Genomic DNA, 13880 nt, shown 5'->3' on the forward strand with positions numbered 1-13880 from the left:
GGCCTCGTCTCGGAGGCCGCCTCTGCCTCGGACGCCGCCCCTGTCCCTGACGCCGACCCCGCCCCGGATGTCACCTCCGCGTCGGAGACAGCCTTCACCTCGAGTCCTGACTCCGCGTCGGACACAGCTTTCACCCCGAGTCCTGGCTCCGCCCCGAGTCCTGGCTCCGCCCCGAGTCCTGGCTCCGCCCCGGACAAGGCGCCCGCATCGGGCCCTGGCCCCGGCCCGGACGCCGGTGCACGGGCCGGCACCGCACCCGGCATCCCGGCGCCGGGCGGACCGGCGGAGCCCGAGGTCCTTCAGGCCGGCGGCGGCATACGCAGCGGAACACGCGGCCACCTCGACAGCGCGAGCAGCGGCGGCACGGACGGAGCGCACCTCGGATCCCCCGAGTCCTCCCAGCCGCTGGAGCCCTCCGAGCGCACCGATCCCCCTGGGCCCCCTGAGCCCCCCGAACGCACCGGCATAACCGCCCTGTCCCTCCCCTACCAGATCGTCGCCGCCCTCGCGCTGGCCGTCGTCGCGGTGGGCGCCTGTGTGCACCTCGGGATGGTGTTCCTGCACGTGGCGCCCTCGAACACGGTCACCAGGACGCACGGCCGGGCGATCGACGAGTGGGTCTACCCGGAGTTCGAGCAGAACTGGAAGCTGTTCGCGCCCAACCCGCTGCAGCAGAACATCTCGGTGCAGGTCCGCGCCGAGGTCCGCGCCGCGGACGGGAGCGTCCTCACGACCGGCTGGTACGACCTGTCCGCGATGGACGGCGCCGCGATCGACGGCAGCCTCCTGCCGAGCCACACCCGGCAGAACGAGCTGCGCCGGGCCTGGGACTTCTACGTCGCCTCGCACGACAACGAGGACCGCCCCGCGGGCCAGCGCGGCGATCTGTCCGAGCGCTATCTGCGCCGGATCGTCGTGCTGCGCCTCGAACGCGAGAACGCGGCCGGACCCGGCGGCGTCCTCGAAAGCGTCCAGGTCCGTTCCCGCACCACCAACGTGCCGCCGCCGGAGTGGAGCGAGGAGCAGGTGTCCGACAAGCCCGTCGTCCGGGAGCTGCCCTGGTGGAAGGTCACCGAACGGGACCGGACGGAGGCGGGCGCGTGACGGGCAGGCCCGCCGCCGCGATCGGACGCGGCATCACCCGGATCACGGACGCGGCCCTGGGCCCGTACCAGACAGCTGTCGTGCGGATCGGCTTCTCCGCCACCTGGCTGCTGTTCCTGCTGCGGGAGTTCCCGCACCGGCGGGAGATGTACGGGCCCGACGCTCCGTGGAGCTGGGACCTCGCCCAGCAGCTCATCGCGGGCAACGGCGCCTTCACGGTCCTGATGTGGTCCGACAGCCAGGTGTGGTTCGAGATCGTCTACGCCCTGGCCGTGCTCTCCTGCGTTCTGCTGCTCCTGGGCTGGCGCACCCGCACCGTGAGCGTGCTGTTCATGGTGGGCGTCCTGTCGCTGCAGAACCGCAGCATCTTCATGGGCGACGGCGGCGACAACGTCATCCACCTGATGGCGATCTACCTCGTCCTCACCCGCTGCGGACTGGTGTGGTCCTTGGACGCGCGCAGGGCGAGGCGCGCGCGGGAGGCACGCGCGCGTGGAGGGCTGCCGGGCCCCGACCGGGTCGGCCCCGCCCTGTGGTGTGCACTCGGGCTCCTGCTGGCCGCGGCCACGGCCGTCGGCAGGATCGACGGCGGGCTGCTGGGCGGCTGGCTGACGGTCTTCTGGGGACTGTGGGCCGTGCAGGCCCTGTGGTGGGCCGTCGGACGGTACAGGGGCACGGGGCAGCTCCGTGTCCTGCTCGACCTCATGGCCAACCTGACCCACAACGCGGCCCTGCTCGTGATCATGGCCGAGGCGTGTCTGATCTACGCGACCGCCGGCTGGTACAAGATCCAGGGCTCGCGCTGGCAGGACGGCACCGCGGTGTACTACCCGCTCCACCTGGACTACTTCTCGCCGTGGCCCGCCCTGTCCGACCTGCTGTCGGCGAACGGCACGCTGGTGCTGCTCGTGACGTACGGGACGGTCATCGTGCAGGTCGCCTTCCCGTTCACCCTCTTCAACCGGCGCGTCAAGAACGTCCTGCTGGGACTGATGATCACCGAGCACGCCGTGATCGCCGTCGTCCTCGGGCTGCCGTTCTTCTCGCTCGCGATGATCGCCGCGGACTCCGTGTTCCTGCCGACGTCGTTCCTGCGGCGCCTGGGCGACGGGGCGGCACGCGCGCGGGGGAGGCTGCCGCGGGGCGTGCTGGTGCGGGGGAGGCTGCTTCCGGGCCGCGACAGCGCCTCGCCGGGGCCGGGCACACAACGGCCCCGCGCCCCGGAGCCGGCCGAGGAACCGCACGTAGGCTTCACGGCATGAACCATCCGGTACGGGCCATGGACGATCCGGTACGTGCGTGGCGGCGGATCACCGACACCTCCGTTCTGCTCGACGGCTTCCACGCCCTCAAGCACGCGGTGCGCTTCCGGGCCGAGATCCCGGTGGCGGTCACGGCCGACCGGGCCGCCGCGCTCGCGCTCGCCGACGAGCTGGCTCCCGACGTACGGGACACCCTTGAGGCGCTCCTGGTGGAGGTGCCCGAGGCGACCTACGCGACCCTCGTCGCCCGTCCGCACCCCACGGCGGTGGCCGCCCTGGCCGTGCGGCCCCAGCGGGAGGCCAATCTGCGGGTGCTGGCCCGCGTCCCCCGCACCGCTCCGGTCGTCGTCCTCGACAATCCGCGCAACCTCGGCAACGCCGGAGCGGTGATTCGTCTCGCGGCCGGATTCGGGGCGGCGGGGGTCGTCACCACCGGCACGCTCGACCCCTGGCACCCCACGGTCGTCCGCGGTGGGGCCGGACTGCACTTCGCCACCGCCGTGGAGCGGCTGGACGTGGCGGAGCTGCCGCCCGGCCCGGTGTTCGCGCTGGACCCGGAGGGCGACGACATCCGCGGGGTGAAGATCCCGGACGACGCCGTCCTCGCCTTCGGCTCGGAGCGCAGCGGACTGTCCGCGGCCCTGCGGGCCCGCGCCGACCACCTGGTGTCCCTGCCGATGCGCCCCCAGGTCTCCAGCTACAACCTCGCGACCAGTGTGGCCATGACGCTGTTCCACTGGAGTACCACAGGGGGCGCTCCGGCCGGCCCGTGGAAGACTCCGGGCTCCTAGGACCGTCCTAGACCTCCCTGCGGACCTCGACGACCCGGAAGCGGTTGGCTACGAACGCCCCGTCGCACAGCGCCGCGTTGGCCGCCGGGTTGCCGCCCGAGCCGTGGAAGTCCGAGAAGGCGGCCGTCTGGTTGACGTACACCCCGCCGGTGAGGTTGAGGGAGAGCTGGGCGCACTCCTCCAGACAGGCCTCCTCGATCGACGAGGCGACCTCCTCGGAGGTGGTGTACGCGCCGACCGTCATCGCGCCCTTCTCCTGGACGGTCCGCCGCAGCAGCTGCACCGCGTCGGCCGCCGAGTCGACGGCCACCGCGAAGGAGACCGGGCCGAAGCACTCGCTCAGATAGGGGGCCTCCTCGTCGGCGCCGTCCCAGTACTTCCGCGCGCCGTCGAGCTTGACGATGACCGGGGTGCGGACCGTCGCCTTCGGGAACTCCGGGTTGGCGACCTCCCGCGAGGCGAGCGCCACCTCGCCGAGCCCGGACGCGGCCTCCAGGCGGGCCTTCACGTCCGGGTTGACGATCGCCCCGAGGAGGGCGTTCGCGCGCGCGTCGTCGCCCAGGAGGCCTCCGACGGCCTTCGCGAGGTCGGCGACCACCTCGTCGTACGACTTGGGGCCGGCGTCCGTGGTGATGCCGTCGCGGGGGATGAGCAGGTTCTGCGGGGTCGTGCACATCTGGCCGCTGTAGAGGGACAGCGAGAAGGCCAGGTTGGCGAGCATCCCCTTGTAGTTGTCGGTGGACTCCACGATCACCGTGTTGACGCCGGCCTTCTCCGTGTACACCTCGGCCTGGCGGGCGTTGGCCTCCAGCCAGTCGCCGAAGGACGTGGAGCCGGTGTAGTCGATGATCCGGATCTCCGGGCGCACGGCCAGCGTCCTGGCGATGCCCTCGCCCGGGCGCTCGGCGGCGAGCGCCACCAGGTTCGGATCGAAGCCCGCCTCGGCGAGGACCTCGCGGGCGACCCGCGCGGTGAGCGCGAGCGGCAGCACCGCGCGCGGGTGGGGCTTCACGAGTACCGCGTTGCCGGTGGCCAGGGACGCGAACAGGCCCGGGTAGCCGTTCCACGTCGGGAACGTGTTGCAGCCGATGAGGAGCGCGATGCCGCGCGGGACCGGGGTGAACCGCTTGTCCAGGGCGAGCGGGTCGCGCTTGCCCTGGGGCTTGGTCCACTCGGCCGCCTCGGGGGTGCGGACCTGCTCCGCGTACGCGTACGCCACCGCCTCCAGGCCGCGGTCCTGTGCGTGCGGGCCGCCCGCCTGGAAGGCCATCATGAAGGCCTGGCCAGAGGTGTGCATGACCGCGTGCGCGAACTCGTGCGTGCGGTCGCTGATCCTTTTCAGGATCTCCAGGCAGACCAGTGCGCGCGTCTGCGCGCCCGCGTCGCGCCACGCGCGCTGCCCGGCCCTCATGGCGGGCAGCAGGACGTCGACGTCCGCGTGCGGGTACGTCACGCCCAGTTCGATTCCGAAGGGGGACACCTCTCCGCCCACCCAGTCGTCCGTGCCGGGCTGGTCGATGGTCAGGCGGTCGCCCAGGAGGGCCTCGAAGGCGGCCTTGCCCTCCTCGGCGCTCAGGCTGCCGTTCTCGCCGTAGGCCTTCGGGTGCTCGGGGTGCGGGGACCAGTACGCGCGCGTGCGGATCGCGTCCAGCGCCTTGTCGAGGGTGGGCCGGTGCTTGGCGATCAGCTCGGGCGCGGTCAGTTCGGCGGCCATGCGGGACCAACTCCTCGTCTGAAGAACTCTTCGTTGAGCTCTGACCTGGGCAGAAACAGGCGACACCTGGGCAGAAACATGCCGACAGAGTTAGAGTAACCGAACGATCGGTCGGGACAAGGGGGACCGGCGCATCTGTGGAAAACCCCGTGCGGGAGGATCGCGCACATGACAGCACTCGACCTCAGCAGCCCCGTGGCCGTCGTCGGTACCGGCACCATGGGCCAGGGCATAGCCCAGGTCGCGTTGGTCGCGGGCCACTCCGTGCGGTTGTACGACGCCGTCCCCGGGCGGGCCCGGGACGCGGCGGCGGCGATCGGCGCCCGCCTCGACCGGCTCGTCGAGAAGGAGCGGCTCACCGCCGCCGACCGGGACGCCGCACGGGCGAGGCTGCTCCCGGCGGACAGCCTCGCCCAACTCGCGGACTGCGCGCTCGTCGTCGAGGCGGTGCTCGAACGGCTGGACGTGAAGCAGGAGCTGTTCCGCGCGCTGGAGGACGTCGTCGGCGAGGACTGCCTGCTCGCCACCAACACCTCGTCCCTGTCCGTCACGGCCATCGGCGGCGCCCTGCGCCACGCGGGCCGCTTCGTGGGCCTGCACTTCTTCAACCCGGCGCCTCTGCTGCCGCTGGTGGAGGTCGTCTCCGGGTTCGCCACCGACGTCACGTCGGCCACGCGCGCGTACGAGACGGCCCGCGCCTGGGGCAAGACGCCGGTGGCCTGCGCGGACACGCCCGGCTTCATCGTCAACCGCATCGCACGGCCCTTCTACGCCGAGGCCTTCGCGGTGTACGAGGCCCAGGCCGCCGATCCCGCCACCATCGACGCCGTCCTGCGTGAGTGCGGTGGCTTCAGGATGGGCGCCTTCGAGCTGACCGACCTCATCGGGCAGGACGTCAACGAGTCCGTCACGCACTCCGTGTGGCAGGCCTTCTTCCAGGACGTGCGCTTCACGCCCTCGCTGGCCCAGCGGCGGCTCGTCGAGTCGGGCCGTCACGGACGCAAGACCGGACACGGCTGGTACGACTACGGGGACGACGCCGAGCGCCCCGAGCCGCACACCGCGGAGAAGGCCCCGGCCCCCGCGTACGTCGTCGCCGAGGGCGACCTGGGCCCCGCGTCCGAGCTGCTCGCACTGGTCCGCGAGGCCGGCATCAGCGTGCGCGAGGACGAGGAGGACCACGGCACGCGGCTCCTCCTGCCGAGCGGCGGCCAGCTGGTCCTCGCGGACGGCCAGACCTCCGTGGAGTTCCGCGACGTCGTGTACTTCGACCTGGCGCTCGACTACCGCAAGGCCACCCGCGTAGCCCTGTCCGCCTCCCAGGACACCTCCCCGCAGACCCTCTCCGAGGCCACCGGGCTCTTCCAGGCGCTCGGCAAGGACGTCAGCGTCATCGGGGACGTGCCCGGAATGATCGTCGCCCGCACGGTGGCCCGGATCGTCGACCTCGCGCACGACGCCGTCGCCAAGGGCGTGGCCACGGAGGAGGACATCGACACGGCGATGCGCCTCGGCGTCAACTACCCCCTCGGCCCCTTCGAGTGGAGCCGCAGGCTCGGCCGCAACTGGGCGTACGCCCTCCTCGACGACCTGCACCTGCGCGACCCCTCGGGCCGCTACGCGCCGTCCCTCGCGCTCTATCGTCACGCGTACGCCTCGGACAAGCGGGAGGGCACCACCTCATGACCACGGCCAAGCGCGACACGTACACCCCGGACACGCTGCTCTCCGTCGCCGTCCGCGTCTTCAACGAACGCGGCTACGACGGCACCTCCATGGAGCACCTCTCCAAGGCCGCCGGTATCTCCAAGTCGTCGATATACCACCACGTGGCGGGCAAGGAGGAGCTGCTGCGGCGTGCCGTCAGCCGGGCGCTCGACGGCCTCTTCGCGATCCTCGACGAGGAGCACGCGCGCGAGGGGCGTGCGGTGGAGCGCCTGGAGTACGTCGTGCGGCGCATGGTCGAGGTGCTCACGGCCGAGCTGCCCTACGTGACGCTGCTGCTGCGCGTGCGCGGCAACACGGACACGGAGCGGTGGGCCCTGGAACGGCGCCGCGACTTCGACCACCGCGTCGCCGAGCTGCTCAAGGCCGCGGCCGCCGACGGGGACGTACGCGGTGACATCGAGGTCCGGCTGGCCACCCGGCTCGTCTTCGGAATGATCAACTCCGTGGTGGAGTGGTACCGCCCGGACGGTCGGGGCATGGGCGAGCGGGAAGTGGCCGACGCGGTGGTGCAGCTGGTGTTCGGAGGGCTGCGCGAGGACTGAGGGCTGCCGGCAGGGCCCCTGGGCCGGCCCTGTGGCTCCCCGGGCTTGCCTTGTGGCTCCCGGGTCAGCCCTGTGGCTCCAGGTCCTCCTCCTCGAACACCAGCAGCGTCCGCGTGCTGAGGACCTCCGGGATGGCCTGGAGGCGGGTGAGCACCAGCTCGCGCAGGGAGCGGTTGTCCGGGGTGTGCACGAGCAGCAGGACGTCGAAGTCGCCGCCCACCAGGGCGATGTGCGAGGCGCCGGGCAGCTGTCTCAGCTGTTCCCGGACCGTGCGCCAGGAGTTCTGCACGATCTTGAGGGTGATGTAGGCCGAGGTGCCCTGGCCGGCGCGCTCGTGGTTCACGCGCGCCCCGAAGCCGCGTATCACGCCGTCATCGAGGAGGCGGTTGATCCGGGCGTAGGCGTTGGCGCGGGAGACGTGGACGCGCTCGGCGACGGAACGTATCGAGGCGCGGCCGTCCGCCTGGAGCATCCGCAGGATGTCCTGGTCTATGGCGTCCAGCGGGCGAGGGGGAGGCGACACCGGGCCGTGCTCCGCAGGCTCGGCCATTTGTTCAGGTGTCATGTCCCCCCGCCTCTCTAGCATGGACGTACTGCGTACATCTCAGGCTGTGCAGAACCGTTTGTCCACAGCCTGGCGGTGCCCGTAGCCAAAATGTGCCGACGACCGAACAATCGGTAGGTGAGGCGCGTCACAGCCGCGGCGTGCCCGAAGCCACTCCCACGAGGAGGTGCCGTATGACGGTCATGGAGCAGCGGGGCGCGTACCGGCCGACACCGCCGCCCGCCTGGCAGCCCCGCACGGACCCCGCGCCGCTGCTGCCCGACGCGCGGCCGCACCGCGTGCTGGGCACCGACGCGGCGGCCGAGGCCGACCCCGCGCTGTTGCGCCGGCTCTACGCGGAGCTGGTGCGCGGCCGTCGGTACAACGCGCAGGCCACGGCCCTCACCAAGCAGGGCCGGCTCGCCGTCTACCCCGCCAGCACCGGTCAGGAGGCCTGTGAGGTGGCCGCGGGCCTCGTGCTCGAGGAGCGCGACTGGCTCTTCCCCAGCTACCGTGACACCCTCGCCGCCGTCGCCCGCGGACTCGACCCCGTCGAGGCCCTCACGCTCCTGCGCGGCGACTGGCACACCGGCTACGACCCGCACGAGCACCGTGTCGCGCCTCTGTGCACGCCCCTCGCGACCCAGCTCCCGCACGCCGTGGGCCTCGCGCACGCCGCCCGCCTCAAGGGCGACGACGTGGTGGCGCTCGCCATGGTCGGCGACGGCGGCACCAGCGAGGGCGACTTCCACGAGGCGCTGAACTTCGCCGCCGTGTGGCAGGCCCCGGTCGTCTTCCTCGTCCAGAACAACGGCTTCGCGATCTCCGTCCCGCTCGCCAAGCAGACCGCCGCCCCGTCGCTGGCCCACAAGGCCGTGGGCTACGGGATGCCGGGCCGCCTGGTCGACGGCAACGACGCGGTGGCCGTGCACGAGGTGCTCAGCGAGGCCGTGGCCCACGCGCGCGCGGGCGACGGTCCCACGCTGGTCGAGGCGGTGACGTACCGCATCGACGCCCACACGAACGCCGACGACGCCACCCGCTACCGCAGCGACACCGAGGTCGAGACCTGGCGCGCCCACGACCCGATCGCCCTGCTGGAGCACGAGTTGACCGAGCGCGGCCTCCTCGACGACGACGGCGTCCGGGCCGCACGCGAAGCCGCCGAGACCATGGCGGCCGACCTGCGCGAGCGCATGAACCAGGACCCGGTGCTCGACCCCATGGACCTGTTCGCCCATGTGTACGCCGAGCCCACATCGCAGCTGCGGGAGCAGCAGGCCCAGTTGCGGGCAGAGCTCGAAGCAGCGTCGGACGCGGAAGGGACGGGCTGATGACCACCGTCGCCCTCAAGCCCGCCACCATGGCCCAGGCCCTCACGCGCGCGATGCGGGACGCCATGGCCGCCGACCCGACGGTCCACGTCATGGGCGAGGACGTCGGCACGCTCGGCGGTGTCTTCAGGGTCACCGACGGCCTGGCCAAGGAGTTCGGCGAGGACCGCTGCACGGACACGCCGCTCGCCGAGGCGGGCATCCTCGGGACGGCCGTCGGCATGGCGATGTACGGCCTCAGGCCGGTCGTGGAGATGCAGTTCGACGCGTTCGCCTACCCGGCGTTCGAGCAGCTGATCAGCCACGTCGCGCGCATGCGCAACCGTACGCGGGGCGCCATGCCGCTGCCGATCACGATCCGCGTCCCCTACGGGGGAGGAATCGGCGGCGTCGAGCACCACAGTGACTCCTCCGAGGCCTACTACATGGCGACTCCGGGGCTCCACGTCGTCACGCCCGCGACCGTCGCCGACGCCTACGGGCTGCTGCGCGCGGCCATCGCCTCCGACGACCCCGTCGTCTTCCTGGAACCCAAGCGGCTGTACTGGTCGAAGGACTCCTGGAACCCGGAGGAACCGCAGGCGGTCGAGCCCATCGGCCGCGCGGTCGTGCGCCGGACCGGCCGCAGCGCCACGCTGATCACGTACGGTCCCTCCGTGCCCGTCTGCCTGGAGGCGGCCGAGGCGGCGCGGGCCGAGGACTGGGACCTCGAAGTCGTCGACCTGCGCTCCCTGGTGCCCTTCGACGACGACACGGTGGCCGCGTCCGTACGGCGCACCGGGCGGGCCGTGGTCGTCCACGAGTCCGGTGGCTTCGGCGGCCCGGGCGGCGAGATCGCGGCCCGTGTCACGGAGCGCTGCTTCCACTATCTGGAGGCGCCGGTGCTGCGTGTCGCCGGGTTCGACATCCCGTACCCGCCGCCGATGCTGGAGCGGCACCACCTGCCCGGTGTCGACCGGATCCTGGACGCCGTGGGGCGTCTGCAGTGGGAGGCGGAGAGCTGATGGCCCAGGTGCTGGAGTTCAGGCTGCCCGACCTCGGTGAGGGGCTGACCGAGGCGGAGATCGTCCGCTGGCTGGTGCGGGTGGGGGACGTCGTCGCCGTCGACCAGCCGGTGGTGGAGGTCGAGACGGCCAAGGCCATGGTCGAGGTGCCGTGCCCGTACGGGGGCGTGGTGACCGCCCGCTTCGGCGAGGAGGGCACGGAACTGCCCGTGGGGGCGCCGCTGCTGACCGTGGCCGTGGGGGCGCCCGCCGAGGACGACCAGGGCTCGGGCAACGTGCTGGTGGGCTATGGCACGGGGGCGCCTCCGGCGCGGCGCCGAAGGGTGCGGCCCCCGGGCGGAGCCGTGCCGGGCGGGTCCGTGCCGGGCGGGGCGAGTCGTGCTGCCGCCGAGTCTTCCGCTTCCCTCCAGTCTTCTGCCGCCGAGACCGCTTCTGCTGTCGGGACCGCGCCGTCCGCGGCCGCCGAACCGGCCGCGCACGTGCCGTCGGCGCCGACGCCGTCCGCGCCCGCGTCGCCCGCGCCCGCCGTGGCCTCGAAGCGCCCCGACGGCCCCGTCCCGGTCATCTCGCCCCTCGTGCGCCGGCTCGCCCGGGAGAACGGGCTGGACCTGCGGGACCTGGTCGGATCCGGGCCCGACGGGCTGATCCTGCGGGCGGACGTGGAGTACGCGCTGCGGGCGGCGGCCACCTCCGCTCCGGGGGCGGAGATGCCGGCGGCGCCGGCCCGGACCGCCAGCGTCTCGGCGCCCCCGCGCGCGGAGCGCACGGAGAGCGCGGAGCGCGCCGCCCCGCCTGCCCCGGCCGGGCTCCAAGGGCGGCCCGCGACCGTCTCCCCCGGCACCCGCGTCCCCCTCCGCGGAGTGCGCGGCGCCGTCGCAGACAAGCTCTCCCGCAGCCGGCGAGAGATCCCCGAGGCGACCTGCTGGGTGGACGCGGACGCCACGGAGCTCATGAGGGCGCGCGCCGCCATGAACGCGACGGCCGGGCCCAGGATCTCGCTGCTCGCCCTGCTGGCACGGATCTGCACCGCCGCGCTCGCCCGGTTCCCCGAGCTCAACTCCACCGTCGACATGACGGCCCGCGAGATCGTCCGCCTCGACCGGGTGCACCTCGGTTTCGCCGCGCAGACCGAACGGGGGCTCGTCGTCCCCGTCGTCCGGGACGCGCACGACCGGGACGCGGAGTCGCTCACCGCCGAGTTCGCGCGGCTGACCGAGGCGGCACGTGCCGGGACCCTCACTCCCGCGGAGCTCACCGGCGGGACCTTCACCCTCAACAACTACGGGGTGTTCGGCGTCGACGGCTCCACGCCGATCATCAACCACCCCGAGGCGGCCATGCTCGGCGTCGGCCGCATCGTCCCCAAGCCCTGGGTGCACCAGGGTGAGCTGGCGGTGCGGCAGGTCGTGCAGCTCTCGCTCACCTTCGACCACCGGGTCTGCGACGGCGGTACGGCGGGCGGTTTCCTGCGGTATGTGGCGGACTGCGTAGAACAGCCGGCGGTACTCCTGCGTTCCCTGTGATCGCCGCGGCACGCATACTCGGAGGGTGACCGCCCACGACCCCCAAGGCCGGCCGCAGCCCGCCGCCGACGATGCGTACGGCGCTCCCCGGACCGTGTACGACGCCGTCGTGCTCGCCGGGGGCGCCGCCAGGCGGCTCGGCGGCGCGGACAAGCCCGGCGTGAGCGTGGGCGGCCGGGCACTGCTCGACCGCGTGCTGGCCGCGTGCGCCGGTGGCGGAACCACGGTGGTCGTGGCCGAGCCCCGGGCGACCGCGCGGCCCGTGGTGTGGGCCCGCGAGGACCCGCCCGGCGGCGGCCCGCTCGCCGCGCTGGAGGCCGGTCTGCGCCGCACCACCGCGTCGTACGTCCTCGTGCTCTCCGCCGATCTGCCGTTCCTGGAGGAGGCGACGGTACGGCGGCTGGTGGACGCTCTCGGAACGCACGGGTCCGAGGGTGTGCTGATCACCGACCCCGATGGCCGCGACCAGCCTCTTGTCGCCGCGTACCGGGCCGCCGCGCTGCGGCGCGAACTCACCGCGCTCACCGCCGAGTACGGCGGCCTCACCGGGCTGCCCCTGCGGCGGCTCACCGGCGCGCTCAAGCTGACCCGCATCGCCGACCCCGTCGCGTCGTTCGACTGCGACACCTGGGAGGACATCGCCGCCGCCCGGGAACGTATCAGGGAGCATGGGAACGTGTTGGATGAATGGATTTCCACAGTCAAGGACGAGCTGGGTATCGACCTCGACGTCGACACGGGCACCCTGCTCGACCTCGCCCGCGACGCCGCGCACGGAGTGGCCCGGCCCGCGGCGCCGCTGACCACGTTCCTCGTCGGGTACGCCGCGGCCCGCGCCGGGGGAGGACCGGAGGCGGTCGCCGAGGCCGCCCGCAAGGCCGCCGCCCTGGCCCTCCGCTGGGCGGACGAGGACACGCCCGACGCCGAACCGGACGCCGGATGACCCCCCGGGACGCCGAAGAACTCGACGTGGAGGAGACGCTGGCCATGGTGAACGACAGGGGCGGCCGTCCTTCCGGCATGCCGTCCACTCCGTCACCGCCCGCCCCGTCGCCCTCTCCGCCCGCCGCCCAGGCACCGCACACCCCCCAGGCATCGCACTCCGCCAAGGACACGCGCCACGGCGGCACGCCCTGGCCTGAGGCACGGGCCCTCGCCGAACGTGCCGCCCGTTCGGTGCGGCGCCGGACTCCCGTCTCCGTCACTCTCGACGACGCACTCGGCCTGGTCCTCGCCGCCCCCCTCACGGCACTCACCGACCTGCCGTCCTTCGACACGTCCGCGATGGACGGCTGGGCGGTCGCGGGACCCGGCCCCTGGGAGGTACGTGAGAACGGGGTGCTGGCAGGGCAGGCGCGTCCCGAGCCCCTCACCGACGGCGAGGCCGTCCGTATCGCCACCGGCGCTCGGGTCCCGCAGGACACCACAGCCGTCCTGCGCAGTGAGCACGGCCGCGCCGACGACGGCGCCCGGCTGTACCCGACCCGGGAGGTCGCCCCGGGGCAGGACATCCGGCCGCGCGGCCAGGAGTGCCGCAGCGGTGACCAGCTTCTGCCCCTCGGCACCCTGATCACCCCGGCGGTGCTCGGGCTGGCGGCGGCAGCCGGCTACGACACGCTCTCCGTCGTCCGCCGCCCGCAGGTCGAAGTCCTTGTCCTCGGGGACGAGTTGCTCACCGAGGGCCGCCCGCACGACGGACTGATCCGGGACGCGCTCGGCCCCATGCTGCCGCCCTGGCTCCGTGCGCTCGGCGCCGAGGTCCTGACCGTCCGCAGGATCCGGGACGACGCCGACGCCCTGTACGAAGCCCTGAAGAGCTCCCCCGCCGACCTGATCGTCACCACCGGCGGCACCGCCTCGGGCCCCGTCGACCACGTCCACCCCACGCTGCGCCGCCTGGGCGCCGAACTCCTCGTGGACGGAGTCCAGGTCCGTCCGGGCCACCCGATGCTCCTGGCCAGGACGCGGGAGAACCAGCACCTCGTCGGGCTCCCCGGCAACCCCCTGGCGGCGGTCTCCGGCCTGCTCACCCTTGCCGAGCCCCTGCTGCGGACCCTCGCGGGACGTGCCGCACCGGAGTCGTACGGGATGCCCCTCAAGGACGCCGTGCACGGTCATCCGCGCGACACCCGGCTCGTCCCGGTCGCCCTCCGCGCCGACCAGGCCCTACCGCTGCACTACAACGGTCCCGCCATGCTGCGTGGTATCGCCGCCGCCGACGCCCTGGCCGTCGTGCCGCCGGGTGGTGGCCGTCCCGGACAGGAGCTTGAGCTTCTCGACCTGCCGTGGACGACGGCGGGAATTCAGGTGTGTTTCACGTGAAACGGAGAATGC

General features: G+C 73.1%; 12 protein-coding genes. 10 read left to right on the forward strand and 2 right to left on the reverse strand.

What is annotated here, in order from left to right; genetic code table 11:
* Nucleotides 1-261: 261 nt before the first annotated feature.
* From ACZ49J_RS08775 to ACZ49J_RS08785, 3 genes are read left to right on the forward strand one after another with little or no spacing between them, the layout of a single operon-like run.
* Complete coding sequence (locus tag ACZ49J_RS08775) at nt 262-1104, forward strand: DUF5819 family protein (protein ID WP_467447197.1); 843 nt, start codon at nt 262-264, stop codon at nt 1102-1104.
* Nucleotides 1101-2366, forward strand: coding sequence for an HTTM domain-containing protein (locus ACZ49J_RS08780; protein WP_467446812.1), 1266 nt, complete (start codon nt 1101-1103; stop codon nt 2364-2366). The genes ACZ49J_RS08775 and ACZ49J_RS08780 overlap by 4 nt, the downstream gene beginning before the upstream one ends.
* On the forward strand, nt 2363-3157 hold the full coding sequence (locus ACZ49J_RS08785) for a TrmH family RNA methyltransferase (protein ID WP_467446813.1): 795 nt from the start codon (nt 2363-2365) through the stop codon (nt 3155-3157). The genes ACZ49J_RS08780 and ACZ49J_RS08785 overlap by 4 nt, the downstream gene beginning before the upstream one ends.
* Nucleotides 3158-3164: 7 nt before the next feature.
* Here ACZ49J_RS08785 and paaN read toward each other — a convergent pair whose 3' ends face one another.
* Nucleotides 3165-4871, reverse strand: a complete 1707-nt coding sequence (gene paaN, locus ACZ49J_RS08790; RefSeq protein ID WP_467446815.1) for a phenylacetic acid degradation protein PaaN — start codon at nt 4869-4871, stop codon at nt 3165-3167.
* A gap of 168 nt (nt 4872-5039) precedes the next feature.
* On the opposite strand from paaN, the gene ACZ49J_RS08795 reads away from it, so the two are divergent.
* Both ACZ49J_RS08795 and ACZ49J_RS08800 read left to right on the forward strand, forming a co-directional pair.
* Nucleotides 5040-6557, forward strand: a complete 1518-nt coding sequence (locus tag ACZ49J_RS08795; protein ID WP_467446816.1) for a 3-hydroxyacyl-CoA dehydrogenase — start codon at nt 5040-5042, stop codon at nt 6555-6557.
* Nucleotides 6554-7141, forward strand: coding sequence for a TetR/AcrR family transcriptional regulator (locus tag ACZ49J_RS08800; protein WP_467446817.1), 588 nt, complete (start codon nt 6554-6556; stop codon nt 7139-7141). Before ACZ49J_RS08795 ends, ACZ49J_RS08800 begins: the two co-directional genes overlap by 4 nt.
* Nucleotides 7142-7205: 64 nt before the next feature.
* Here ACZ49J_RS08800 and ACZ49J_RS08805 read toward each other — a convergent pair whose 3' ends face one another.
* Nucleotides 7206-7691, reverse strand: coding sequence for an Lrp/AsnC family transcriptional regulator (locus tag ACZ49J_RS08805; RefSeq protein ID WP_467447198.1), 486 nt, complete (start codon nt 7689-7691; stop codon nt 7206-7208).
* 188 nt (nt 7692-7879) lie between these two features.
* Here ACZ49J_RS08805 and pdhA point away from each other — a divergent pair, with 188 nt between their 5' ends.
* Genes pdhA through ACZ49J_RS08830 form a run of 5 tightly spaced genes read left to right on the forward strand, consistent with a single transcriptional unit; the run spans nt 7880 to nt 13868 of the window.
* Nucleotides 7880-9019 carry a pyruvate dehydrogenase (acetyl-transferring) E1 component subunit alpha gene (gene pdhA, locus ACZ49J_RS08810; RefSeq protein ID WP_467446819.1) on the forward strand — a complete coding sequence of 380 codons (1140 nt, stop codon included), beginning with the start codon at nt 7880-7882 and terminating at the stop codon, nt 9017-9019.
* The gene (locus ACZ49J_RS08815; protein WP_467446820.1) at nt 9019-10023 is read left to right on the forward strand and encodes an alpha-ketoacid dehydrogenase subunit beta; all 1005 of its coding nucleotides are present in this window, start codon (nt 9019-9021) and stop codon (nt 10021-10023) included. The genes pdhA and ACZ49J_RS08815 overlap by 1 nt, the downstream gene beginning before the upstream one ends.
* Complete coding sequence (locus tag ACZ49J_RS08820) at nt 10023-11546, forward strand: dihydrolipoamide acetyltransferase family protein (RefSeq protein ID WP_467446821.1); 1524 nt, start codon at nt 10023-10025, stop codon at nt 11544-11546. The genes ACZ49J_RS08815 and ACZ49J_RS08820 overlap by 1 nt, the downstream gene beginning before the upstream one ends.
* A 25-nt stretch (nt 11547-11571) precedes the next feature.
* Nucleotides 11572-12489, forward strand: a complete 918-nt coding sequence (locus ACZ49J_RS08825) for an NTP transferase domain-containing protein (RefSeq protein ID WP_467446822.1) — start codon at nt 11572-11574, stop codon at nt 12487-12489.
* Nucleotides 12486-13868 (forward strand): molybdopterin molybdotransferase MoeA, encoded by a 1383-nt coding sequence (locus ACZ49J_RS08830; protein ID WP_467446823.1) that lies wholly within the window; start codon nt 12486-12488, stop codon nt 13866-13868. The genes ACZ49J_RS08825 and ACZ49J_RS08830 overlap by 4 nt, the downstream gene beginning before the upstream one ends.
* The last annotated feature ends 12 nt before the right edge of the window (nt 13869-13880 follow it).

It is taken from the genome of Streptomyces sp. NPDC030840, from assembly GCF_055572015.1.

What these genes read in the sequence shown, in the direction of transcription:
- ACZ49J_RS08785 (WP_467446813.1), top strand. Translation starts at nt 2,363, where the DNA reads ATGAACCATCCGGTACGGGCCATGGACGATCCGGTACGTGCGTGGCGG.
- paaN (WP_467446815.1), bottom strand. Translation starts at nt 4,871, where the DNA reads ATGGCCGCCGAACTGACCGCGCCCGAGCTGATCGCCAAGCACCGGCCC.
- ACZ49J_RS08795 (WP_467446816.1), top strand. Translation starts at nt 5,040, where the DNA reads ATGACAGCACTCGACCTCAGCAGCCCCGTGGCCGTCGTCGGTACCGGC.
- ACZ49J_RS08800 (WP_467446817.1), top strand. Translation starts at nt 6,554, where the DNA reads ATGACCACGGCCAAGCGCGACACGTACACCCCGGACACGCTGCTCTCC.
- ACZ49J_RS08805 (WP_467447198.1), bottom strand. Translation starts at nt 7,691, where the DNA reads ATGGCCGAGCCTGCGGAGCACGGCCCGGTGTCGCCTCCCCCTCGCCCG.
- pdhA (WP_467446819.1), top strand. Translation starts at nt 7,880, where the DNA reads ATGACGGTCATGGAGCAGCGGGGCGCGTACCGGCCGACACCGCCGCCC.
- ACZ49J_RS08815 (WP_467446820.1), top strand. Translation starts at nt 9,019, where the DNA reads ATGACCACCGTCGCCCTCAAGCCCGCCACCATGGCCCAGGCCCTCACG.
- ACZ49J_RS08820 (WP_467446821.1), top strand. Translation starts at nt 10,023, where the DNA reads ATGGCCCAGGTGCTGGAGTTCAGGCTGCCCGACCTCGGTGAGGGGCTG.
- ACZ49J_RS08830 (WP_467446823.1), top strand. Translation starts at nt 12,486, where the DNA reads ATGACCCCCCGGGACGCCGAAGAACTCGACGTGGAGGAGACGCTGGCC.